Source organism: Candidatus Nitrospira nitrosa (genome assembly GCF_001458735.1).
Lineage (GTDB): Bacteria > Nitrospirota > Nitrospiria > Nitrospirales > Nitrospiraceae > Nitrospira_D > Nitrospira_D nitrosa.
The window spans coordinates 1126339-1149576 of sequence record NZ_CZQA01000001.1 but is presented as its reverse complement, the minus strand read 5'-3'; the positions used below and the strand labels follow the sequence as shown (position 1 = coordinate 1149576).

18 protein-coding genes are annotated in these 23238 nt (G+C 55.5%); 6 read left to right on the top strand and 12 right to left on the bottom strand.

The features are described from left to right. Positions 1 to 141 precede the first annotated feature (141 nt). Entirely contained in the window at positions 142 to 504 is a 363-nt protein-coding gene (locus tag COMA1_RS05400; protein WP_090744861.1) for a PilZ domain-containing protein, read from the top strand. Positions 505 to 530: 26 nt separating this feature from the next. Here the strand turns inward: COMA1_RS05400 and COMA1_RS05395 are convergent, their stop codons facing one another. The 4 genes from COMA1_RS05395 to COMA1_RS05380 all read right to left on the bottom strand — a co-directional run bounded on the left by COMA1_RS05395 (position 531) and on the right by COMA1_RS05380 (position 4981). After that, complete coding sequence (locus COMA1_RS05395; protein WP_245630853.1) at positions 531 to 1364, bottom strand: DUF1295 domain-containing protein; 834 nt, start codon at positions 1362 to 1364, stop codon at positions 531 to 533. 12 nt (positions 1365 to 1376) lie between these two features. Further along, a complete protein-coding gene (locus COMA1_RS05390; RefSeq protein WP_090744858.1) occupies positions 1377 to 2258 on the bottom strand; it encodes an SDR family oxidoreductase in 882 nt (293 codons plus the stop codon). A 155-nt stretch (positions 2259 to 2413) separates the two neighbouring features. Beyond that, positions 2414 to 4096, bottom strand: coding sequence for an energy-dependent translational throttle protein EttA (gene ettA / locus COMA1_RS05385; RefSeq protein ID WP_090744855.1), 1683 nt, complete (start codon positions 4094 to 4096; stop codon positions 2414 to 2416). 78 nt (positions 4097 to 4174) lie between these two features. Further along, positions 4175 to 4981, bottom strand: a complete 807-nt coding sequence (locus tag COMA1_RS05380) for a HugZ family pyridoxamine 5'-phosphate oxidase (protein WP_090744852.1) — start codon at positions 4979 to 4981, stop codon at positions 4175 to 4177. Between the two features lie 187 nt (positions 4982 to 5168). Between COMA1_RS05380 and COMA1_RS05375 the strand changes: the two genes are divergently transcribed. After that, positions 5169 to 6107: a TIR domain-containing protein gene (locus COMA1_RS05375; protein ID WP_090744849.1), complete on the top strand. Its 939-nt coding sequence runs from the start codon at positions 5169 to 5171 to the stop codon at positions 6105 to 6107. Continuing rightward, positions 6107 to 7414 (top strand): hypothetical protein, encoded by a 1308-nt coding sequence (locus COMA1_RS05370; protein WP_141654230.1) that lies wholly within the window; start codon positions 6107 to 6109, stop codon positions 7412 to 7414. The genes COMA1_RS05375 and COMA1_RS05370 overlap by 1 nt, the downstream gene beginning before the upstream one ends. 230 nt (positions 7415 to 7644) lie before the next feature. Here the strand turns inward: COMA1_RS05370 and COMA1_RS21005 are convergent, their stop codons facing one another. After that, on the bottom strand, positions 7645 to 7812 hold the full coding sequence (locus COMA1_RS21005) for a hypothetical protein (RefSeq protein WP_176697868.1): 168 nt from the start codon (positions 7810 to 7812) through the stop codon (positions 7645 to 7647). Positions 7813 to 8132: 320 nt separating this feature from the next. Between COMA1_RS21005 and COMA1_RS05365 the strand changes: the two genes are divergently transcribed. Then, positions 8133 to 8999 (top strand): MlaA family lipoprotein, encoded by an 867-nt coding sequence (locus tag COMA1_RS05365; RefSeq protein WP_176697867.1) that lies wholly within the window; start codon positions 8133 to 8135, stop codon positions 8997 to 8999. A gap of 1184 nt (positions 9000 to 10183) precedes the next feature. On the opposite strand, the gene COMA1_RS05360 is transcribed toward COMA1_RS05365, so the two are convergent. From COMA1_RS05360 to COMA1_RS05335, 6 genes are all read right to left on the bottom strand, one after another. After that, positions 10184 to 10447 (bottom strand): hypothetical protein, encoded by a 264-nt coding sequence (locus tag COMA1_RS05360; protein WP_090744840.1) that lies wholly within the window; start codon positions 10445 to 10447, stop codon positions 10184 to 10186. 521 nt (positions 10448 to 10968) lie between these two features. Beyond that, a complete protein-coding gene (locus COMA1_RS05355) occupies positions 10969 to 11622 on the bottom strand; it encodes a response regulator (protein ID WP_090744837.1) in 654 nt (217 codons plus the stop codon). Then, positions 11619 to 14354, bottom strand: coding sequence for a PAS domain-containing sensor histidine kinase (locus COMA1_RS05350; protein ID WP_090744835.1), 2736 nt, complete (start codon positions 14352 to 14354; stop codon positions 11619 to 11621). Before COMA1_RS05350 ends, COMA1_RS05355 begins: the two co-directional genes overlap by 4 nt. 230 nt (positions 14355 to 14584) lie before the next feature. Next, positions 14585 to 15331 (bottom strand): alpha/beta hydrolase, encoded by a 747-nt coding sequence (locus COMA1_RS05345; RefSeq protein ID WP_090744832.1) that lies wholly within the window; start codon positions 15329 to 15331, stop codon positions 14585 to 14587. Between the two features lie 4 nt (positions 15332 to 15335). Further along, positions 15336 to 16049 (bottom strand): alpha/beta hydrolase, encoded by a 714-nt coding sequence (locus tag COMA1_RS05340; RefSeq protein WP_090744829.1) that lies wholly within the window; start codon positions 16047 to 16049, stop codon positions 15336 to 15338. Between the two features lie 8 nt (positions 16050 to 16057). After that, a complete protein-coding gene (locus COMA1_RS05335; protein WP_090744827.1) occupies positions 16058 to 19279 on the bottom strand; it encodes a hypothetical protein in 3222 nt (1073 codons plus the stop codon). A 775-nt stretch (positions 19280 to 20054) separates the two neighbouring features. On the opposite strand from COMA1_RS05335, the gene COMA1_RS05330 reads away from it, so the two are divergent. Together COMA1_RS05330 and COMA1_RS05325 are read left to right on the top strand one after the other, a co-directional pair. Next, positions 20055 to 21152, top strand: coding sequence for a carboxysome shell carbonic anhydrase domain-containg protein (locus COMA1_RS05330; protein WP_090744824.1), 1098 nt, complete (start codon positions 20055 to 20057; stop codon positions 21150 to 21152). A 142-nt stretch (positions 21153 to 21294) separates the two neighbouring features. Continuing rightward, positions 21295 to 21525: a hypothetical protein gene (locus COMA1_RS05325; RefSeq protein WP_090744821.1), complete on the top strand. Its 231-nt coding sequence runs from the start codon at positions 21295 to 21297 to the stop codon at positions 21523 to 21525. Between the two features lie 237 nt (positions 21526 to 21762). Here the strand turns inward: COMA1_RS05325 and COMA1_RS05320 are convergent, their stop codons facing one another. Next, the gene (locus COMA1_RS05320; protein WP_090744817.1) at positions 21763 to 23238 is read right to left on the bottom strand and encodes a protein adenylyltransferase SelO; all 1476 of its coding nucleotides are present in this window, start codon (positions 23236 to 23238) and stop codon (positions 21763 to 21765) included.

Genomic DNA, 23238 nt, shown 5'->3' with positions numbered 1-23238 from the left:
GAGGACTCCGTGTTGCGTTCTGCCCCCTACCTTTGCCCCTCCCTCCCCCTTCTTTCGTTGCATGGCATGTTTCGCATCATCCTCTAAGGTTGTCAGTGGGCACTATGGGAGAGTGACCGAACCAAGTCAGGAGGGGGGAATATGAAGACCTATACTATTCGCAAGACGGTACGGACTTCGGCTCGTTGCCAACTCTGCTACTTTTGTGATGGTTCTCTCACCACTGGGATCGTGTGGGATCTGTCCGAAGTTGGCTGGCGCGCAGCCGGAGAACGTCCGGTTCATGCTGGGACTGAATCGACCGTCTATATGACCATTCTTGAGGGAGACCAATCACACAATATACTGATTGATGCGGCCGTTGTACGATGGTCTGATGGTCAAATTTCAGGCTGGGAAATCCTCCGGATGGATGAAGCAAACCGAACCCGGTTGACCCACTTTGTTGAAAAGCTCAGAGCGGCCAGCCCAACAGAGAAGGTGCTAACGGGCTCACACCCATGACTCAGCCATGTTAGCCTGGCCTCCGGTTAAGACTGAGTCGCACGATCGGGTGTTGGGCGAGGGAACCAAGGGAAAAAAGCACTGGTCGTCGCCTGATAGGCTTTGTACTCTTCTCCACGAGTGGAGAGGGCTTCCCGTTCCGCTCGTGGAATCCCGGTGACTCTGAACAATAACCACCCCATGCCAATGGGCCCCACCAAGGTAAATAACCAGCCAGGGGCCCCCAAGGTCATCACCACATACGAACACCAGTGCAGCCAGTCAAAGAAATAGTTCGGATGGCGTGAATAGCGCCAGAGTCCCTCTCGGCAGACACGCCCCTTATTCCTCGGGTCGCCCCGAAAATGGGCAAGCTGCCGGTCAGCCTTTCCCTCCCAGGACACCGCCAGCCCCCAGATCAGCAGTCCGATCATTTCGACAACCGAGGATGGAATCCGTGGGTTCCATAGCACCACAAGAAACGGAAACGAAAATACCGCCACAGACACGGCCTTCCATTGGAAGTAGACGAACATATTGACCGACTCGGAATCACCCCATTCCTTGCGCAAGCGCCGATAGCGATTATCCTCCGGTTGCCCGGTGAGGCGCTGCGAATACAGGTGGTATCCCAGTCGCCCGGCATACATCAGCACGAGCATCGCCGTCAGCATGATCCGCTCAATTCCAACGGGGGCTTGCGTGATATACAAGAGCACAGCGGCGATCAGCCCCACACACCATCCAACATCACCGATTGCGGCATTTTTGGTCTTCCGTTGCACAAACCACAAGATCACCATCAAGGCCGCCACTGCGATATAGGCGATTACAACCAGCGACAACGGATCCGCTTCATCCATCCCATCTTGCATTCCCATTGTTCTTACCCTTTATGCCAATGTTGACTCATAATCCCACAGGTCGCCCCCTTGCTGCATCCGGCTCTGTACCCACTCCCGAAACCCTGGGATGGGAAACGACAAGAGCGCCTGAAGCTTGTCGCAATTCAGGGAAAGATCTCGCGGGCGCGGGGCACCGGTGTGACCCGTGACCGACCCTTCAAAGAGATGTCCCTGCAGCTCTGGATACCAGGCTAGTAGTGCCTGACCAATTTCCCAGCGAGATAGCCGATCCCGGCCGCCCAAGTGATAGAGACCTCGGGCCTCTCGATTCATGAGTTCCCAGACCGCTCTTGCAATGACTCCAGCTGGCAATGGGCATCGAAATTCGTCGCCATAGAGCGTCATGGTTTTGCCACTCCTGGCCGTCCGGCGCATATCTTCGACAAAACTCCGATCTCCGTTCAACGAGGTCCCCGCGGTCAGAACAATACGCAGCACCGTATGTCTGGGATTCTGCAGTACTTGGTGCTCAGCTTCAAGCTTGGTTTGGCCATAGACATTGATCGGATTGGCGTGATCAGTCTCTCGATACCACCCAACCCGCCCATTAAAAACTTCGCCACTCGACAGGAACACAAAGGGGATTTCCTTGGAGCATCTAGCCAGGTGCGCCGTGGCTTCGACATTGATCCGTCGAGCCTGCTGCGGGTCGTGTTCACAATCCTTCGTTCGGCTCAACGCCGCACAATGAATGACCGCACGCGGCTGAAGCGTTCGCCATACCTGGTCGACCGCCCGCTGGTCCGTCAGATCCAGCTCAGCCCGACTTAGGCCATGGACTTCCCAATCAGGTGCCCATCGAGCAGCGTTCTTGATGACGTACTGCCCGATCAACCCCGCTGCCCCGGTAATGATGGCAATTGGCTTCATGTCAGACCAGCCCTTACCCTGCTTTCCTTACGAAGGAGGGTCAACAGCACTGTCCAGCAAGGCTGTAGTGAGCAAAGCGGCTGGTCATGGGTTGTTCTGCATGTTGAGCCGCTGAGCGTCAGAAGCACGAAGCTGATGCGAGTTTTCACCGCCAGCTACTGACGCGTCAATTTCCGATATCGAATTCGATGCGGTTGGTCAGCCTCTTTACCTAAACGTCTCTTCCGATCGGCTTCATACTCACTGTAATTCCCTTCGAACCAGACCACCTTACTGTCGCCCTCAAATGCGAGAATGTGGGTGGCAAGACGGTCGAGGAACCACCGGTCGTGACTGCTGATCACTGCGCAGCCTGCGAAACTTTCGAGCCCTTCTTCAAGCGCACGCAACGTGTTCACATCAAGATCGTTCGTCGGCTCGTCAAGGATGATCAGATTCGCCCCCTCCTTCAACATACGCGCCAAATGCACCCGATTCCGTTCCCCGCCAGAGAGGTCTTTGACCTTCTTCTGTTGGTCTGTCCCAGCAAAGTTAAACCGAGCACAGTAGCCACGAGCGTTGACTTCAGCCTTGCCGAGCTTGACGGTGTCCTGCCCATCCGAAATGATCTCATACACCGTTTTGTTCCCGTCCAAGCTTCGATCCTGATCCACATAACCAAGCTCCACGGTCTCACCGACCTTGATCGTGCCGGCATCCGGCTTCTCCTTGCCGATAATCATCTTGAACATGGTCGTCTTCCCTGCGCCATTGGGGCCGACGACACCGACGATCCCACCTTTCGGCAAGCTGAAATTGACCTTTTCGTACAGTACATTGTCCCCGAAGGCTTTACTGATACCGGTCGCTTCGATGACCACATCGCCGAGCCGCGGTCCTGGTGGAATATAGATTTCCAAATCTGCCGCTACCTGGTCCTGCTTCTGGTTGACGAGTTCCTCATACCGATTCAAACGCGCTTTGCCCTTCGATTGCCGAGCCTTAGGCGACATGCGGATCCATTCCAACTCATGCTCCAACGTCTTCTGCCGTTTCGACTCTGCCTTTTCTTCCTTTTCCAATCGGTCTTTCTTCTGCTCCAACCAGGAACTGTAATTGCCCTGGAAAGGAATCCCATGGCCTCGGTCCAGCTCTAAGATCCACCCGGCCACATTGTCCAAAAAGTACCGATCGTGCGTCACGGCAATGACTGTGCCCTTGTATTGTTGAAGATGCTGTTCGAGCCATTGCACGGATTCCGCATCGAGGTGGTTCGTCGGCTCGTCGAGGAGAAGAATATCCGGCTCTTGGATCATCAGGCGACAGAGTGCCACCCGACGCTTTTCTCCACCGGACAAGGTCCCCACCTTCTGGTCGGCGGGCGGACAGCGCAATGCATCCATCGCAATATCGAGCTGATTCTCGAGCTCCCAGCCATTCGCCGCTTCGATTTTCTCTTGCAGTTGTGCCTGCTTGTCGAGCAGCTTTTCCATCGTGTCCGGGTCAGCCGAGCCAATCTGGTTGCTCACATCCTCATATTCTTTCATTAAGGCAACGAGCTCTGCTTTCCCTTCTTCAACCACTTCCTTGACCGTCTTGTTCGGATCGAGCTGCGGCTCTTGCTCTAGCAGGCCAACGCTATAGCCTTTGGACCTTGTGATCTCGCCTGTATAGTTCGGATCAACCCCGGCGATGATTTTGAGTAAGGAACTCTTGCCCGAACCGTTCAAACCCAGCACGCCGATCTTGGCCCCGTAGTAGAAGCCAAGATAGATCTCCCGCAACACCTGCCGCTTCGGCGGATAGACCTTCCCGACATTAACCAGAGAAAAAATTACCTGTTTATCGTTCGTGGCCATACACTCCTCTATTTCGCTCGTGATGTGCTGCTGAATTGAACGGAACTACCATTATCCATAACCTGGTGCAAGAGCCCGCTACAGCGAATGTAGCACGTGCATACCCGCCTCCGCTTGAGCGGCCAAACCGGCAAGGCCAGCCCGAACTTCAGATGCGTTGCCCACGGGACTGGTAAACGCCACCCGTCCACCCTGCATGCGGTCTGGGGTAGTGAATCGAAGATGAAAGCCCAATCGATCCAGTGCCGTCACCGTCGGCTGCTGCGCGTCCGGATTGCCAAAGACACGGGCTAGAAGCAACAGCGTCTCTACCTGCTCCATATTAAGCTCATGAACCAGGCTCGCCGCGTCATTCGCCAGCGGATCTACTGTTGCCCTTGCATAGTCATTCGGCGCCACCCACCCCATCGACCCAAACCCTCCGACAAAGTAAATCTCCGCTAGCGCCATGCGGAAAAACCCGAAGTCTTGGTAATCCACCCAGTACGAGGCCTGAGCATGGCGTGCCAGATAGCACGTACGAACCTCGTCACGCTCCTCTTTCGGTACCTTGGTCACCGACCCCATCAACGTCACTCTGGCTGCACCAAGAGGATCGCGCCGACTCTCCGGCGGTGTTACCAGAAGGCTGGCGCGGGGATCGCCCAGCAGGTTTTGCGTATGCATGGCCATCGTGCTGATGAGAAAGACCGGTTGCCCCTGAGCATCCAGGGCGTAGGGCATCACCGATCCAAATGGCCAGCCTGGCTGCTTGCGGGAGAGCGTCGACAGACTGCCGGTCTGCTGAAGATAGACCAACGTCCTGGCCCGCTCAGCATGGGAGGGCTCCGGAACCTCAGGCCCGTCTGAATCCGGCCCGCTATTGTGTTGTCGCAAAGAGGACATGGCTGATCTCTTCTCCGAGCAATGAACCGGGGGACACCTTACCCTGGATCAGTCGGACATTTCCACTCAGAGAGACGTCGTGGAAGGAGATTTCATTGGATGCAGATCCCTTCTTGTCGGTCTACGCAGTTTCGTGTACCGTGTCGATTCCTAAAGAACTCGTTTCGCAAGCATCTGAGGCACACACATGCCTAGCGTCTTTCTGAGCTACTCCAGAGAAGATCTGCCGTTGATCGAACAACTTGCGGCACGCCTTCGAGCTTCGTCACCCGAGGTTTCTCTCTGGCGTGATCAGGAAAAGATCTACGGAGGACAGAAATGGCCCAAGGTCTTGGGCGAAGCAATTGCCGATCAGGATGTCTTTCTGCTGGCCTGGTCGAAGCACGCGGCGTCATCCCATTTCGTTGAGCTGGAATGGAATACAGCCGTCGCGCTCAAGAAGACCATCATCCCCTGCCTGCTGGATGAGACGCCGCTGGCTCCATCGCTCAGAGCATTTCATGGGTATCCACTGCAGGATGTCGCTGGGTTAACCACTTCCCTAGCCGCTGCGCTGCCGGCTGACCAGAGCAGACGAACGCCCGTCCTTGCCAAGCTGGATGACATCACGTCGCGAAACGAGACCGTTGTGCTCGCACAGGCCAAGGCCGTCTTCGCACAGCAACAATGGACGGTTCAAGGCAATGTCTACCAAGCCGGCGGCGACATTCACATTCACAACGAGTCTGCGACCGCACGTGTGCCCGAAAAAACTAAACCCCTTGTCGAGAAATGGCAGGCCTGGTCCGGCTTAGCCGTCGCGACTCTCACCGCCGTCACGCTCCTCCTGGATCTTCCAGCGAAGTGGAGTAGGGCACCGCCGCCGGCCGTGCCTTTCGAGCAGCCGCTCGCGGGGATGGTGCTGGACGAGGTGACACATGAACCCCTCCCAGCCGTCATCGTCTCCCTGCCCGATTTTGACATGAAGAAAACGACAGGGGCCGACGGTTTCTTTAGCTTTCGCGTGACAAGCCAGAAGCAAGCACGGGTGAAGTTCACCGCCCAGAAGAATGGGTACAACAGCTACTTGAACTACGCCAACTTGGGGAACACGGATCTCCGTTTCCCACTAGAGAAGGGGAAATAGTGCGCACACGAACCTCCTTTATGGCCCTCTTTTTGATGCTGACGCTGTCCGGAGGTTTCGCACATGCCGAGAACTGGCTACAGGGCCAGGTCCTGGAACATCACGGCGGCACCAAGAAGCCAGCGGTCGGGGCCCAGATCTGGATCGTGAATGTCGGCAATCCCTATATGACGCAGTCAGATGGCGGCTATCGTGTGCTGGTTCCTGATGCCATTCGAGTCGGCCAAACCATTGCGCTGTACGTCAAGCGTAAGGGCTGGGCGATTGCTATACCCCTGGCCGGCAAAGTGCAGCTCTCCCCCGAGCTCACAAGCGACATCGTGCTGGTGCCAGAGACCTCTCCGATATTTCTCTCTGCGGCCCAATTTGACAAGCTCCTGGAGAGCCTGCCGGAGAAACTCAAGAAGCAGGTCACGCCCAATGGCAAGGAAGGTGACGTCGACCCAACGCAGGTGGTGAAGGAGTACGCGGCCACCCACAGCCTGCCGGAACAAGAGGTCAGAGCCAAGGTCGAGGAGTTGGTCAGGCAATACGAACAATCGGCCGATCGAGGGAAGCAGTGCCTTGCCGCCATCTATAACAAGCACCTCACACAGGCCGCCACGTGCCGTCAGCAGAACACGATCAACAAACTGGACTTGCTCAAACGGAAAAGCCAGGAAGTTGACGCCCTGTCCCGAACGATCCGAAAAACTGAAACCCCGCGAGAACCCCGTATCGCAGGTAGATTTATGACGGTGATCCGAGTGCCGGCCGAATCCACGCCTATTTCCTGGACTGACTCACGGCACAATCGACCAGAAGTATTCCTTTCCGGTGAGCTCCCGACCAAGACCGCTGACCCCGCTCAATTGGAAGAGGCCAAGCGCCAGCTTATCCAACTCACGGAAGACGTTGTAGAGGATTTCCGACTCGCGGGACATGCCTATTATGCAGATTACCAATTTGACCAGGCGTTGGCTGCCTATCAGGAAGGCTTGCAACACGTGTCAAAACAAGAGATGCCGACCCTCTGGGCCACTCTGATGATCGATATCGGAAACACGCAGCGACACATTGCTGTCCGGTCAGAGGAGGAGGGCCTTCATCAACACTTCCGGGCTGCAGCCGTGGCATTACGAGACGCCTGTACCGTGTACTCTAAAAAGGATTTCCCGGAGCTGTGGGCCAAGATCCAGCACAACTTGGGAAACGCGCTCCAGGAAGACGGCGAGCGCACCAGCGGACCGGAAGGCGCAAAGCTTCTCCGCGAGGCGGACGAAGCCTATCGCAAGGCCCAGTCTGTTGCTCCAAGTCAGACGCCTTAACCCATATGATTCATGCATCCTTCTCCGGCAGTCGTCGGTTTCGGTACTACGACAGGTCTTCGGAGGGTGAGCTCGCCCCTCACGACCTCGGCGTACTGTTTCAAGTACACCTTGCTCCGTCAGCCCTCTGCTTGCCCGCCCTTTAACTCTGCCCAGAGCGGTAAGTATGTCGAACCGTCTCGCAATGCGACTTCACGATGACGAAGACGAACCGCCATGAATTAAGCCTACTAGATCCCCAGCTCTTCCGACAGCCGCACTTCCGACTCGTCGATGATCTCTTCGAGGCAGGTAAAGCAGGAGAAAGGGAAACGATCGACCGGAATCACACAGACTTCTCCGACCGGCGATTCTTCCAGCGCCGGGCCACCACATTCCTTGTGAATTAAGACGAGCATCGGGCTTTTCTCATCCTTTGGCGAAATTGTTCTCTGTGCTTGAGGCCACGAAGCCGATCATTGTGCTCTGGCCACCTACCCTGATTCGCAATACCATACGAACAGCGTTTCTCATTATATCGATCACTTTGGGACCCTGCACGGATTCGTTGCAGAAAGAAGAAGTCAGAAATTAGTGATTGGCGGAGAACTCCACTTTTGATACAGTGCGGCGCCATATTGAGGCGATGGGTTTGTTCAGTCCTAGGAGGGTCAGGCCAAGAATGAGACCGACAATTGCGTGCAGGCCGCTCGGGCCGTTACTGCCTATAGAGGGATGTGTGCTAGCCATTGCTTTAATGCTGGCTTCTGGCTGTGCCGTGGCCAAAGGTTCAACAGCCTCTTCGATGGTTCAGCCCGAGCAACATGCTCAACCCATCCTGCTTGCTGACGCTTCCCCTCAAGCGACACCGCCTGCGACGAGCAGCGATTCATCTCCGGACGAGCCATTCGATCCCTTCGCCAAGTCGGATGTTGAAGGGATGGAAGAGTATGATCCCTGGGAACCGCTCAATACCAAATTCTTTGAATTCAATCGGCAACTGGATCGGTGGATCCTGAAACCGGTTGCCAAAGGCTACAACTTCGTCGTACCGAACGTTGTCCAAGTCGGTGTCAGCAATGTCTTCTACAATAGCCGTGTGACCCCCCGATTGCTGAATAATCTGTTCCAAGGGAAATTCAAGGGCGCAGGGATCGAAGCAGGACGGTTTCTCATCAATACCACCGTTGGAATCGGTGGATTTTTTGATGTGGCCCAACGATTCAATCTCACCACACCAGAAGAAGATACCGGGCAGACGCTCGGATTTTATGGAGTTAAGCCCGGCCCCTACCTGATGGTACCGCTTCTTGGGCCCTATACCGTTCGAGATCTGATTGGGTATGGCGGTGACATCGTTCTCAATCCGATTTATTGGCTCATCGTCCCCGTCATGCATAACATCGATGCCATTCCAACTGTGGTTGATGTAGAGGAGCAAGCAGCCACATATGCCATCTCGCTTGCCGCGCGTGCGACAGAAATTGTAAACGACCGCTCTCTGAACTTAGAAAAGTTTCAAGGGGTTGAAGAATCGACCCTGGATCTTTACGCCGCAGTCAGAAACGCCTACCTGCAGAAGCGAGCAAAGGCCATCCGTGAATAGTTTTGGGCTATCGGTGGCTTCCAAATAGCTTACGGTTTTGACGATCCCAATGCGTGGCTTCCACTACCTGCCAGCGTTTCTTCCATATACGATACGAAATGGAGTGTGCCTGTTGAAGGCTGTCCTGCTGTGGAGTTCACAAAGTGATTCGACAAGGCTGGCAGGAAAAAGAATTCCTGAGCTAGTCTCAACGAGATAGCTCAATAATTCTACAGACACACTAAGTACACAGAAACAGGCCCCCATCCCGGCTACTTGATAGCCTTCAGCCGAGATGGGCCACCTCGCTCCGTCGCAATAGCCTACAGGGGAAGAAGCACAGGGTACTTCTACTGGCTTTTCTTCCACACAAACAGGCCACCGACAAACAGAATGAGCATCACGATGATGAACATGATGAGAGTATCCACAACTACTCCTTTCGTTCGGACCCGTCACGCAACGAACTCAGTAGAGAACAGCATACTCCCTAAGGGAGGAGACCGATGGACATCTTCCCCTGAACTAAGCTGCAGGAGACATCAACAGGGTTTGACGTCAAACAACAACTCGGCCCGCCGCACCTTCGGGAACCAATGTCGGGCCTATTTTTATTCCGCTCATATTCCAGTGTCAAGTTAATTGTATGCACTGTTGTATCCCTCTGCAGGGAAACTTCGCTGCAAGCGCCCCTGGATAACGTCAAGATGTAAGTGCATGAAAATACAAGCTGCTCACATAACTGACTTCACTGGAGTAGGCCTTGATCAACTCAGTTGAGTACTCCAGCGGCTTCTTTTTCTCTGCATTTTATGGAGTTCAATTGGATGTCGGCCATCTCAAGCCAATCCCATCCATTCCTGCAGAAAGAGCGGATTCCAAGTCGTATTTCTATCTACATGACAAAGATACTCGAGGCAATATTCATCAAGGCTGTGGAGCCCTATGGCTTGAGAACCATATTCCCTTCACGTTTCGGGAGGACATCCGCTGCACATTCTTCCACAACCTACCTGTTGTAGTTTTCTGCGAGGCGGATAAGCACGTTGTCCTAGAAACCAGCATTGAGACTGGACCCCCTCCGTCCTGTGCAACTCCTACCAAGAGAAAGACCAAATGGTTCATCCACGCAATAGCCCACGTGGAAGTCTTGAGCCTACGTTGCCTGGAAGAATTTGGAGGGGAAGGGTTACGATCTTGCTTACTTACGACGAAGCTTTTTGCACAGAACTTTGCTGGGACGCCACCTGCGGTGGTTCACTAAGCGCTGGATAAACTTGGATCATGTAAGTCCGATCCGGATCCAATGCGACACGGACCATACCGGTCTTGTTCAGATAGTCGATGGCCAAATAGACTTGATTCCACGTAAGGTCCGGGCAGAGCCCCACGACCTCCTCCATCGAGCAGTCCTTGCCATACTCCTGCAATGCCAGATGCACTCGCTCTATGATCGCTGCTACCAGCATGGCGTCTCCTAAACAAACAGAGGTGGGCACACTAGATCCTTTGCGTACCTCCAGTACCCCCTCGATCAGCACGACTCCGCATGGTAATTGTTGCAGACCGTCTACCACGCAGTGTCGTACCAGAAAATATACTTGGCCTTTGGCGTAACTGTGAACTAGGGAAGTCACTAGTAGAATCGTGAGATCTTACTAGATGGCTATGGATTGATTCGGTATGCGCAATATCTCTGCGTAATCTTCGCGGGACCGAGATTCCGCATTGAGGAGCAGTAATGCCCATTGCATAGCCCGCATGATTCATAGCGGTTCGTTACGAAATTGCCTGGGCGTCGTATCTCGTGGAGCGTGGGGCGTGAAACGTGACGCGAGTCGCGAGAAAAGCGCGACGGATTGAGGGGTCGTCGAGACGAGTCCCGCCATTCGCGCATGTCTCGCCACGTCTCGTAAGTACGAGAGACCAGTGACGAAGGTCGCCACAGCGGATCGGCGATGGCCGCAGAAGTGTTGATGAAGAATGCGGGTTAGGAGGAGACGCTGACGAGGCCTTCGGCTATCGCGTACTTAATTAATTCGGCAGTGGAATGCAGATTGAGTTCGCCCATCATCCTGAATTTGTGAAACTCTACGGTCTTCACTGAGATATTCAGAATGGAGGCAATTGTCTTGGTCCCCTTTCCCTCAGCCACAAGCTGCAAGACCTCGCGTTGCCGCTGAGTGAGGGCACTGACTAACGGCTTGGTTGATGGACCATCCGCGGACTGAAGCGTGGCGGCCAACACGTCCTTGGTAATGAGCGGGGTCATATAGTGCTGGCCTCGCATGACGGCCTGGATGGCTTGCTTGAGTTCCACGGCTGCGGATCGCTTGATGAGATACCCTGCGGCGCCCGCTTTAAAGGCTTCCGTGGCATACGTAGGAGTCGCATGCATGGTGAGGAAGATCAACTTGCTCTCCGGTACCAGCTTGGTCAACTGACGAGCCGCATCCAGGCCATTCAGGAGCGGCATCGAGATATCAAGCAACACAATATCAGGCCGCAGCTCTTGGGCGGCCTCGACCAGCGAACGCCCATCTTCCACCATTCCCACCACCTCACCCTCGGCTTCCACCAACTTCCGAAGCCCGGCTAGGACAATCGCATGATCATCTGCCATCAAGATACGTGGTCGCTTCATGGGGTCGCCTCCTCACAAGGCACCCAGGCGCACACCTTTGTCCCTCCGTCCGGTTGAGACTGAATCTGAAAATACCCGTGCAGTTGTCGCAACCGTTCCTCCATACTGCTCAACCCCAACCCCCGTCGGAGGGCTTGGTGATCACGGAGATCAAACCCCTTACCGTTATCCGTCACAGACAACCCAACTCCTTTCGATGATCCTCGAAGCTGGACCGTCACAACCGCCGCTTGGGCGTGCTTGACCACATTTTGCACACTTTCCTGCATGACGCGGAAGAGGCAGGTCGCATGATCGAGCGAAATCGCCGTCGGCACCCCGGCGATCTTGAGAGAAATGGGTACACCTGCGCGACGGGACACTTGTTGAATATGATCCTCAACTGCGGGACAAAGTCCGGCATGCTCGAGGAGCGAGGGGTGCAACCGATATGCGAGGGTGTGCACATCATCTGACAACTGTTCCAGCTGCTCTCGGATCGGTGCAAGCGCTGGGACACACTCACCTAATAGAGAGGCCGGATGTTGTTCCAACGAGGCCACTTCCAATACCAAGGCAGCCAAGCGTTGGCTCACATCGTCGTGTAGGTCCCGCGCGATACGTTGACGCTCACGTTCTTGCGCGTTCAAGAGTTTGGAGGTCAGCTCCTCCAATTGCACTTGTTGCTGATGCAGATCCAACTGGTTACGATGCAGCGTCTCGTCCGCACTCTTGCGTTCCGTAATATCACGATTGGACTCCAAGGCGTAGTCCGTTCCACCATAGGTGACTTGCACCAGCCGGCTCTCCACAATCACCCGCCGCCCGTCTTTGGTGACATGAGACAGCTCACCGGACCACCGACCTTCTCGAACCAGACAGGCTTCCATATCTGCGATCGTCGGCGATGGGTTCGTACTGAGCACCTCATGGCTCCCGCGACCAATCACCTCATGGGATCGCCAACCATAGAGCCCTTCAGCCCCACGATTCCAGTAGACGATCCCGCCACCGATCTTCCATGCCAGGATCGCATCGCTGGAATGGTTCAACATGTCGGCCTGCTGTTTGAGCAGCTCTTCCGTCTGCTGACGCTCGGTGATGTCGACGGCCACCCCCCCGAACAAGGCCGGCTCTCCTTGGTGATCAACGATGGGAAACTTACTGACAAGGGCGTGTCGAATCCCTCCCTGTTGGATGAAGACCTCGACGGTGTGCAGCGGAACTCCGGTCTCCCGTACCGTCCGATCGTTGCGCTCATAGGGTTCGGCCACGTGTGCCGGCCACAACTCCTGATCGGTCTTTTCTTTCCAGTCTCGTCCTTCCAGCAGGGATTCTTGAAAGAGTCGATTCACATACAGATATCGACCCTGGCCATCTTTGATCCACGCAAACCCATGCAAGTGATCCATAAAAGAAGCAAACCGGCGCTCGCTGATTTTCAGCGCCTCCTCGGCCTGTTTGCGTTTCGTAATGTCGATCATCGCACTTAATGTCCGAGCCGGACGGCGCTCCGGTCCGTCCAGGTCAAACAAGGTCCAGGCTCGAAAACTGATCCACCGCACCTGGCCGTTCGGCAAAACTAGACGGTGTTCGATCGAATAGAAATCATCGCCCACCGGGGCGGAAGCCTGCGCGATCGCCGCAACCATCATGGCACGGTCTTCCGGATGAATCAGTCGAATAAACGCATCAACCGAAGCAGGGACATCAGGCCCGACCCCGTAGATTTCCCGCATGACCGGAGACCAATAGATATTCCCCGTGCGATGATCCTGATCAAGGATCCCAAAGTTGGCTAATCGAACAACCTGATCAGACCGTTCCTCTCGTTCATGGAGCGCTTTCTTGGCTTTGACCCGAGCCGTCACATCTTCCGTGGAAATGATAATCCCACCCACCTGATCACCGCGGTACCAAGGGCGAACATCCCACGTGATCCATTGGCTGGAGCCATCGCTCCAAGAGAACTGGTCTTCATCGGCACTTAACATCTCCCCTGTCAGGCCTCGCTGATGGACATCCCTCCAGCGTGAGGGAGCATCTGGCAACACATCGTAGTGCGATCGACCGAGGATCTCATTCGTCAGGCGGTAGTCTTCAATCCATCGTCGACTGGCCGCCAGATACCGCATATCGCGATCAAACATCGCAATGGCAGCCGGCGCATGCTCGATGAACAAGCGAAACCGCTCATCACTCTCCTGCAGCGCCGCATTGATTCGCTTGAGATCCGCCGTTCGTTCTCGAACACGCTGTTCTAACTCCTCAGAAGTCCGACTCAAGGCCTCTTCAGCCTTCTTACGGTCGGTAATGTCGTTACCGATCGTCAGTAGGCAGGTTTTCCCTCTAAGCATAAGCAAGTTCGCCGAGATCAGGAACTGCCGCAGTGCACCGCACCTGGTCCGCATCGACACTTCGAGATTTGTGACGGTCCCTTGGGATCGAAGACGATCGACGAGTCTGGCCCGATCTTGCGCATCCGGCCAAATCCCCAACAGCAACGTGGTCCGACCGATGACTTCCTCACGACGAAACCCGAATGTATTGAGGCCCGCGTCGTTGATCTCCAGGCAAAGCCCGGTTTCAAGTTCCGTAATACCGATTGGGTGGGGACTGAGGCGGAAGGCTTCGGCGAAGAACTCGTCTCTTGCAGGTTCGACCGTGCTTCCTTGTCGATCGCTGGTCTGGTATACCGGTGCACGTGGACCCGCTCTGACCCAACGCTTCTTCTTTGTAGCTTTTGGTGTCATCGCCAGAAATGGATTCTAGTCCAGTTACGTACCTCCCGCAAGACCATATTCCTGGCACCGACTGAGTCGGATACCGAACAGGATGCCATCTGTTCATTACCGACGAGAAACCAACGATGCTGCATGGAGTCGTGGCCCAGTGATGAATCAGGATGCAGGATGCATGAGTGCAGCGGAACCAACCTTCTGTTAGGTCCGACTACGCAACTCCGGATGGCGATAGAACCGCGTCACTCCTGCCTCATCACCAGTCGCCGAAATCGCTCGAGATGTTCGGAGCCGCTGAGCCGATGATCACCTGGAATGAGGTTCAGGTTGAGTGGAAAGCCGGGATGTCGGCGCACGAGTTCGTTGGCGAACTGTCGACTCCCGTCTGGAGCAATGACTCGATCGTCCTGACCATGCAAAATCGTGGTGTTCACACAACGAACGACGTCAAACGTCTTCGCCCAATGCTGCTCACTTTCTTCTACCCACTTCCAGGACAACGGCCAGGCTCGATGTAACGGGTCTTCATCCCACGGCATCCATCCGGCCGTGTGCCAGTCATGCAGCTGTTCGCTCGAGATGGTTTTGGCGCGCTCGCCCATCATGTTAAATGCCGGAGCGATCAAGATGAGCTCTTCGACAATGGGAAATTGCTGCGCCACGAGCCAGGCGATCCAACTCCCGAGGGAATTCCCGACGATGGTGATCGGCGGACCAGTCTTGATGGAATCTAAGACCACGCGTGCATCAGCGATCCAATCAGAGAGCGTATAATCAGTGAACTGCCCCTCGGAGTCGCCGAAGCCGCGCACATCATAGCAGCAGAATCCCCACCCGTTCTCCTGACACCATCGCGCCAACGCCTGACTCTTGTTGCCCCACCGCTTCGAGAGAAACCCGGTGATGAAGAGAATCTGTCGGGCTGTTCCAGCAATTCGATCACCTTTGATACGTTTGCCATCGGTCCCGATGAGTTCAAGCGATGTCATCGTCTTATCCCAGCCGTTTCGTAAGAAATGACCCAAGTTGCCTCACCACTTGCCCTGGAATCTCATGCCCCCCTTTAAAACTGTGCCATTCCAGGACAAGGCCGGCTCGCTGCAGCCCGTCGCGAAGACGTTCCGCTCCAATGTGTGGGAGGATGTCATCTTCAATGCCATGGCTTTGAAAGACTGATAGACCTTTGCGCTTCGGCATCAATGGATTCCAGACAGTCTGCGCCAGCAAATTGCCGGACAGCTGGACCAGGCCCGTGAATGGATAGTCGGTATGGAGGACGGCATCGCAGGTGAGCATCGCCCCTTGTGAAAATCCACCCATGACTGCGTGCTTGTAATCGATCGGAAACTGCCTAGGGAGCTCTTTCAAAAATGCCTGGACACGCTCCCGTGCTAAGGCCAGACCCTGCGGAACCTCCACAGATAAATCTCGAATGCGGCCCGCAGCACGATCCGCTTGAATACGTGCAAAGTCGATAATCCACCAGGCCCGCGAATCGCCGAACCCCATATTAAGAGAGAGGGGAGCTTCGGGAAAGAGCCACCGGGTCCCACGGGGAACTTCGATCACATCTGCAAGCGGAACCAAGTCGTCGCCCGGTGCACCAAAGCCATGGAGCAGGATGACGACCGGACCATTGCCTCCGCCTCTTCCGTCCGAACCGCCGGTGAGTCGAACCTTCAATCCCCCGAGCAAGACTTCGTGCATGCAATCCCCTAAGTGAGATACAGATATTGCAATAACGCCACCAGGCCGTACAACGAAGATTCAACCACCGGCTGTTGATAGAGCGGTACGAACGCACCCTGTTCATTGTCTTCCACTTCGCTGATCACGTGCTGAATCTGCTTCACGCGAATATCGTGATCTTTCCCAACCCCCAAAGTCTGAACGATTTGCCGATTGAGCCCGGCCAGCATAGCCGCCTTCGCCTGACTGGCCGATTGATAGAGAAGGAATGCTCCGAGCAGCGCGACCAAGACATTGACCGACCAGGACAGCAGCAAGAGGAGGGGATAGTTCCAGATGTCGAAATACTCGTTGCGCGCAGCGATCACGATCAAGAGCGCAATAAAAGGATAGCGGATCAGTCGATTGATCACCTCGGTCCGCTGCGCAATAAGGTCGACGACGGCAAGGTACTTCAACTTCTCAAACTCGGCTTTCTGTGCTTCTCCCAATCCATAGTTGCGGAGATATTCTTCCTGGACTTGTTGGGACCACCCGCCCGTCGAACTCACCACCCACCCAATCCAGCGACGGCATAACATCACCGCATCGAACACTGCCAAGTTCAGCAGCACCACGATGGCGACACTGGCGAGCGTCATAAATGAGTCGACGTGGCAACTCAGGTATCCGCGGCAGGGATGGATATATTCCTCATCCAGCACGAAATGCCCGATGGCCCACATCGCTGCCATGTAGAGGATGAACAGCAGAAGTGCACGGACCGTTCCCTGGCTCAGCTGACTCGCTTCACGATAGCGTCCCCAGGCCTGATCGACCTTCATGAAGGCGACCGTGGCAAGCGGATGGTAGACCCGCTGGAGATTCGTCCAAAACGTCTTGGGTGAAAGCCGCTGACGCCTCGACGCGTCTTCGAACTGAAACTTTTCGTCGATCTGATCACCGTTCTTCTTGAGATCCCGGGCGCCCTTCACAAACAGAAGGACAGACAGCACGACCACCACGAATCGCAGCAACTCGCTCGGCCAGATACTGACGCCGGCCGTCCAAGAAAACGGCTCTCCTTCGTCATGCCCAGCCAATAGCGCATCGGCTCCGCCGGCTAAGACAAAGACTGCAAACAGCGCGACGAGCACGACGGCCGTGATGCTCAATACACGTGGGTACCGCACGATGCCGGACCAGAGGCGCTGATTGCTCCAGGCCACCACGATGAAGAGCGCAAACCCCACGACCGTCCCCGCCGCCACCGCAGCGTTGTTGAATCCGACACCTTGCCGTAGCTGACCATAATCATCCGTATAGGCCAGGTCAGGTCGTAACGGATGAATCGTACGGACCCCTTCTTTAGTGACGAGGCTCAAGTCGACGGCGCCGTTCCTTCCCACCTCGAACAATCTCGAAGGAACTCCGGCATCGTACACTCGGCTCTCAGGCGTCAGTGCCGCATGGTAGGTCGTCACACAGGGGCCGTTCGGCATCTCAGGCTGCCCACGGCGACACCTGACGTGGCCGACGGCCTGCAGAGTCGCGAAATAGGTCGACGTCTGATAATTGCTCCGGAAAGGCGGGACGTCGCGCTGCAAGCCTCCATCCAGCTGCAATCCAAACGGCGAGGCAATAACCATGTTGCGGGTCCATTTGTACTCGCTCGGATGCAGGTGTCGGGCATCCAGACCGACCGTAAAGAAAATGGCGTGCGGGAATGCAGGGCGAAGAGCTTTGATGATCAGGAGCGAATCATACGGATCGGTGCCAAAGATCCCGATGGCTCGAGCCCCTTCACCTTCATCCTGGATGCGATTCACCAACGCCCGTACATAGTCCACCTGACTGGTGCCTTCCGGACGTTCACGCTGGTTCTCTTTCGTGCCGTCGGCACGTGCTGTTTTGTTTTTGTCTTCCCCCGGTACTTCGCCGTCCAGTCCGCTCAGGTAGCTGTACCGCTGAACGTTGAGACGTAACGACTCATAGTCGGCTTGCCGTCGAATTTGGAGGTCGACGGCATGGGGAATATCGGAACACCACTGTTTGATCGTTACCGGAACATCAATCGTCCCCAGATCCTGTTCGGGAAAGCTTGAAATTTTCTTGCACGCAGCCGCTCGAAACTCGATCGGGAGCGTCCTCCCATAGAACGAATCCCATTCCCCGATTAGGATGACAGCATCCCAACCGAGGCGAACCTGTCGCCGCTCTAATTCCTCGACCAGTGATTCGAATAACTGGTCATCGGACCCGATGTCGTAGGCCAGCCGAATGTTCGCGCTTGTGAGTCGCCGGATAAATTCCTGCTCGCACGCGGTGTAGGAGTCACAGGCCGAACCTGTCCCGCCGATCGACTTGAGTCCGTAGGCCAGAAGCCCCTTCATCGCACTACTCCACGGGGAGTACAGCTCGATCCAGCCGTCAGCGTTTGGCCAGACACCGATTCCCATATGGGGCTTGCCATATGACTCTCCCGCCTCGTCTAAGAGCGCCCGAAATGCGGAGGAGCTATGCGGTCCGAGGATCTTAAAGGTGACAGACCGTTGGAGCTGCGGATTCAAGCGAACCAACTTGCGCGTATCGTCGGTGAGCAGACACTCGCTTTTCTTCTCAGCTTCTCGACAAACGAGCGACTGAGAGAAGGAGGTCAGGCCGGCAAAAAATCCTTGACTGAGTGCTTCATCAGGAAACCAAACGACCAGCACACTGTGGGAGCGCTGCGATTCCTCGTCACACAGCCTGGTTCGTCTAAGTCGGTACCACTCATACGGCAGTGCCGGGAGAGGGCTCTGGGAGTCCCATTCGACAAACGAGAGCTGCCCCTCCTGTTCCGGCGCATAACAGGACACTCCCAGAGCCGTTCCAACCGCATACCGATCTCGGATCCGCGACTCGGTGCTTTCGACATAGGGACCTCCACTGGTCGTCACCAGGAGGACCGTCACACGCTGGCCCTCCTTAACCCGCTCCGTAATAGAATGCCGAAGTGACCTGAGCCGTTGTGTGAGCGGAGACGGCGGAGTAGTGGCCGGTCGGTTCCCCTTTATTTCCCGAAGGCCTCGTTGAACCGCTGCGACAGGGTCTTCCCACAAACGCGCGCGTACCGTTTGCTCTTCAATCGTAGCCTTCATGTCCAGTCCCGTGCCGACCGGACGTGAACTACGCAGCGGTTCCTTGACTAGCATGGCTCCCGCCAGCGCCAACACCAAGGTCAAGGCACCTGCCACGGCAATTTTTGAATCACTTTGTTTCTTAGCCATCTCGCTTCTCAGAGAGGTGACGCGTCACAGAGATATTCGCGCAGAAGTCACGCGTGACACTCTACAACAGACCGTTGAGAGAGTGAAGCTGAGGTTCCCTGAAGTGCGACTGAACGGTTGAGAAGAGAGGCCATTGCCAGATTGATAGTTGCCGTCGTCTGTTGGTAGAGCTGCGAAGAAACCGCTGATTCGCTGCCTCAATCGTCTGCTCTCTTGAACAGCCGGCGAGTCTATGCCTGCCCAAGCGGTACGGTTTAGAGGACATCGCCTCGCGTCTCTCGCGATACCATATTCCTGTTTATCGCACGCTCCGCTCAGTGCTGAATCGCACAAGTCCGCTTTTCAGCTAGCAGGCTGTTGACAAAGTCCACCAGCGGCGTTCTCGCCTCGCTCAGAGGCTCAACGTACGGCAGAGAGTACGATTCGCCGCTTCGCTCGCTGCGGCCTTGCTGGATGGCCTTTCTGAACAGCCTGTGCGGTATTCTCCAGACGTTCGTGACCTCAGGCAGGGCTCCATTTCCGAGCTCGTTCTTGGGTTTGTCAACACACTGCTAGCAACACTCTATTGCAAATATTCACCTGAAAGTTGTCGGCGGCCACTACGCCCTATTGGGCAATTATCCGCACATCTCGCTCATTTCTAAGCTCATAACGCGATGCGCAGGGTGGGCGGTGCCATAGCAAGGTATCGGTTTTGCTTTCCCAAGCTAAGCAAGGCAGGAAACCGATTTCGAAATCGGCTCCACTCCTCTCCCAACCACTGAGGTATATCCTGATGGGTAACTCGACTGTTCCTCAAGCCAGCCCCGACAGCATCGCGATCCGCAACTTGCCCATACAACAACGAATCGACTGGCTGATGGAACATGCCCGTCGCTATGCCCAGGTATACCAAAGTCCAGAATCCTTTCTCGCACGCGAACGGTACAGTGCAAAGCACGACACCGCCATCATCGCGCTCAAGTGTATGGACGGGCGCCTCAATCTGTCCGTAGCCACCAATACCCCGCCCGGTATCATCCAGCCGATCCGCAATCTTGGCGGACGTTTCGACATGGGGTGGCCCCATTTTGGAGAGGTCATGACGGACCAGATCCAGCAGATGGTCCGACATGGTCGCCGGACACTGATCCTCATGAATTACCACTACTCCAAGGGCGATCAACATCGTGGCTGTGCCGGCTGGGGATACAACACCGATGCCGCCCGAGACCATGCGCTTCGGACCAAACGACAAGTAGAGGAGGTCTTTGGCTCGGCACACAGCACCGTGTACCCGCTAGTGTGTGGATTCGAGACCGACGAAGACGCCCTGGTTCTTCACGGAAGTAATCATCGTGACACCTTGGACCTTTCAACCGTTTCCGCTCAAGATCTCGCTTCCCTGCCTGCCTCGTTGTCCCGGCTGTATCCGGACATGCCCGAAGAGATGCAGGAAGATCTCTTGCCGCTCGTGCAGGGCAACATCGCCCATATCGAGGAAGTTAGAAAAAATGATCGGACTCTGGAGATCGTCCATCACGAATGGATGATCGGCATCGGACGAGGGTTTCATTGGCTCCACATGCCGAACCTGGCATTGATCATCGGGCCGCACAGCCCGGAACTGGCCGATCCTCTCAGCAAGGCCGGTGGCATTATCGCGGCCAACATGCGAGATGACCGCATCCCCGACGACGGCTTTCTGCTATTGTCCGTCGCCCCCTACCAAGAGGTCGGTGTCGACCGGGCACGTGCCACGCTCAAGAGCCGTTTCATGGCTGAATTCGCCGCTCACATCATCCGCTCTGACCATGCCAAGATCGCAGACAAGATCAACATACGCAAAGCGGTCCTCTCCTGGCATACACGCGCGCTGGAGCTGATTGTGTGAGCAAATCAACTCTAACAAAAAGATTGACCCATCGCGCAAACATTTGGCAGAAGTGAACTGATGCAAGACGGATAACAGGTCACCATAATCGGGGTGGTCAATGATGCACAAAGATTCTTGGTCTTGGACTCGCCGGGCATTTATGAAAACTTCCGTCGCTGGTGCACTGCTCGCCGGCTACAAGTTATTGTGGCCGTCGGCCACACAGGCCGGCAGCCTTCTCACCACAACCCAACGCGCAGACCACGAAGTCATCCACAATGTTGAGACGGATCCGTTTGGTGTGGCGGGGCTAGGAGAGGGTGGCGTGAGGAAATCACGACTCGGATTCGAACTCTGTCCTGGTCCCAGTGACCCCAGCAGCGAACGCTGACTTTGAAAAGTCTGCCCCCGGCTCTTCAGTCATATCCGCTCAACCGCGACCTACAGCCATATCATCCGTAATACGGAGCCTACCAGTGGTTCCTCGCAATACCGCCTGGTGAAGGCCGAGGTCTTTCATCGTTCACGCCACACCTAATGGCTAGCCCTGTATTGAAAACCCTGCGCCTCCTTCTGGAAAAATCGGTACGTTCGGTGGACGACCGAATCTGGATGCCCGCAGGCTGATTCAGGAGGAACAACTGACAGCCAAATGCTTGCCCCAATTCGGCGGAGGAAGGGCATAGGACTCCATGCCCTGCTGATCCTTGAAGGGATCTTGCAACAGGGTGAAGAGCCGGTCGATCTCGGAGAAGTCCTTGTTCTGTGCTTTCTCAATCGCGATCTGCGCAAGATAATTCCGCAACACATACTTAGGGTTGACACGATTCATTCGATTCCACCGTTCGTCATCGCGGCTGCGCTCACTCCTCAGTCGGTCCCGATAGCGCACCGCCCACTCGTCAAACCGATCACGATTGAGAAAATGTTCGCGCAAGCCGTCATTCGTCATACCTTCCGAAGAAGCAAACGTACCCAATTCGCGAAGCACGATCGTGTAATCGGCATGACTGCCCTGGAGCAGACCCAGAAAGTCTTGAATGAGGTCATGGTCTTCTGCTCGCATCTCGACCAATCCCAATTTCGCTCGCATGAGCTTCTGGTATTCCTGCTCAAACAATGACTGATAGGTCTCAAGGCCCGCTTTGAGCGCGTCTTTCTCCGCCAATGGCAACAGGGCTTGCGCCAAGCAGCTCAGATTCCAGAGCCCGATGTAGGGTTGCTGATTGAAGGCGTAGCGACCGTTATGATCCGAATGGTTACAGATGAAACCTGCGTCGTAGTCATCCATGAATCCATACGGCCCGTAGTCCATCGTGAGACCGAGAATCGACATATTGTCGGTGTTCATCACCCCATGAGCCCAACCCACGGCTTGCCATTGCGCGAGCAATCGGGCGGTGCGCTCGACCACCTCAGTAAAGAATTTCGCATACTTCTCATTGACGTCGCGGAGATGGGGGAAGTGCTGGTCGATCACATAGTCGGCAAGAATTTTCAGATGGTCATACTGCTTTCGGTAGTAGAAGATCTCGAATGTGCCGAAGCGGACGTGCGACGGCGCCATGCGGACCAGCATCGCGCCGGTTTCAATCTGTTCGCGATACACCTTGTCATCACTACCGACGAGACAGAGCGCCAGTGTCGTTGGAATCCCAAGGCCACGCATCGCCGCGCAACAGAGATATTCACGGATTGTCGAACGCAGTACGGCCCGGCCGTCCCCATCGCGTGAAAACGGCGTTAGCCCCGCTCCTTTGAGATGGAGATCCCACCGCTCCCCTTGCTCGTTCGTTGCTTCACCAAGGAGAATCGCTCGGCCGTCCCCGAGTTGCGGAACATAGACGCCGAATTGATGACCGGAATACAGCATCGCGAGCGGCTCCATGCCGGGCGCGAGTGCATTCCCCCCGAACAGCTCCGCGAACGCCGGCCGAGTCAATTGCCCTGGATCAAGATCGATCAACTCGGCGGCAGATCGATTGGCATGGACCAAATAGGGAGGTGCACTAAAGGAAGTCGGGTTCAATCGCGCATAAAAGGCCTGAGGAAGCCGGGCATAGGTATTGTCGAAGGAAAGCGTTTCAAGCGTTCGCCGGGGCAT

Bases quoted from the DNA above. Each gene is read 5' to 3' on its own strand.
- COMA1_RS05400 (WP_090744861.1), top strand. From the start codon at position 142: ATGAAGACCTATACTATTCGCAAGACGGTACGGACTTCGGCTCGTTGC.
- COMA1_RS05395 (WP_245630853.1), bottom strand. From the start codon at position 1,364: ATGGGAATGCAAGATGGGATGGATGAAGCGGATCCGTTGTCGCTGGTT.
- COMA1_RS05390 (WP_090744858.1), bottom strand. From the start codon at position 2,258: ATGAAGCCAATTGCCATCATTACCGGGGCAGCGGGGTTGATCGGGCAG.
- ettA (WP_090744855.1), bottom strand. From the start codon at position 4,096: ATGGCCACGAACGATAAACAGGTAATTTTTTCTCTGGTTAATGTCGGG.
- COMA1_RS05380 (WP_090744852.1), bottom strand. From the start codon at position 4,981: ATGTCCTCTTTGCGACAACACAATAGCGGGCCGGATTCAGACGGGCCT.
- COMA1_RS05375 (WP_090744849.1), top strand. From the start codon at position 5,169: ATGCCTAGCGTCTTTCTGAGCTACTCCAGAGAAGATCTGCCGTTGATC.
- COMA1_RS21005 (WP_176697868.1), bottom strand. From the start codon at position 7,812: ATGCTCGTCTTAATTCACAAGGAATGTGGTGGCCCGGCGCTGGAAGAA.
- COMA1_RS05360 (WP_090744840.1), bottom strand. From the start codon at position 10,447: ATGCTGGTAGCAGCGATCATAGAGCGAGTGCATCTGGCATTGCAGGAG.
- COMA1_RS05355 (WP_090744837.1), bottom strand. From the start codon at position 11,622: ATGAAGCGACCACGTATCTTGATGGCAGATGATCATGCGATTGTCCTA.
- COMA1_RS05350 (WP_090744835.1), bottom strand. From the start codon at position 14,354: ATGACACCAAAAGCTACAAAGAAGAAGCGTTGGGTCAGAGCGGGTCCA.
- COMA1_RS05345 (WP_090744832.1), bottom strand. From the start codon at position 15,331: ATGACATCGCTTGAACTCATCGGGACCGATGGCAAACGTATCAAAGGT.
- COMA1_RS05340 (WP_090744829.1), bottom strand. From the start codon at position 16,049: ATGCACGAAGTCTTGCTCGGGGGATTGAAGGTTCGACTCACCGGCGGT.
- COMA1_RS05335 (WP_090744827.1), bottom strand. From the start codon at position 19,279: ATGGCTAAGAAACAAAGTGATTCAAAAATTGCCGTGGCAGGTGCCTTG.
- COMA1_RS05330 (WP_090744824.1), top strand. From the start codon at position 20,055: ATGGGTAACTCGACTGTTCCTCAAGCCAGCCCCGACAGCATCGCGATC.
- COMA1_RS05325 (WP_090744821.1), top strand. From the start codon at position 21,295: ATGAAAACTTCCGTCGCTGGTGCACTGCTCGCCGGCTACAAGTTATTG.
- COMA1_RS05320 (WP_090744817.1), bottom strand. From the start codon at position 23,238: ATGCCCCGGCGAACGCTTGAAACGCTTTCCTTCGACAATACCTATGCC.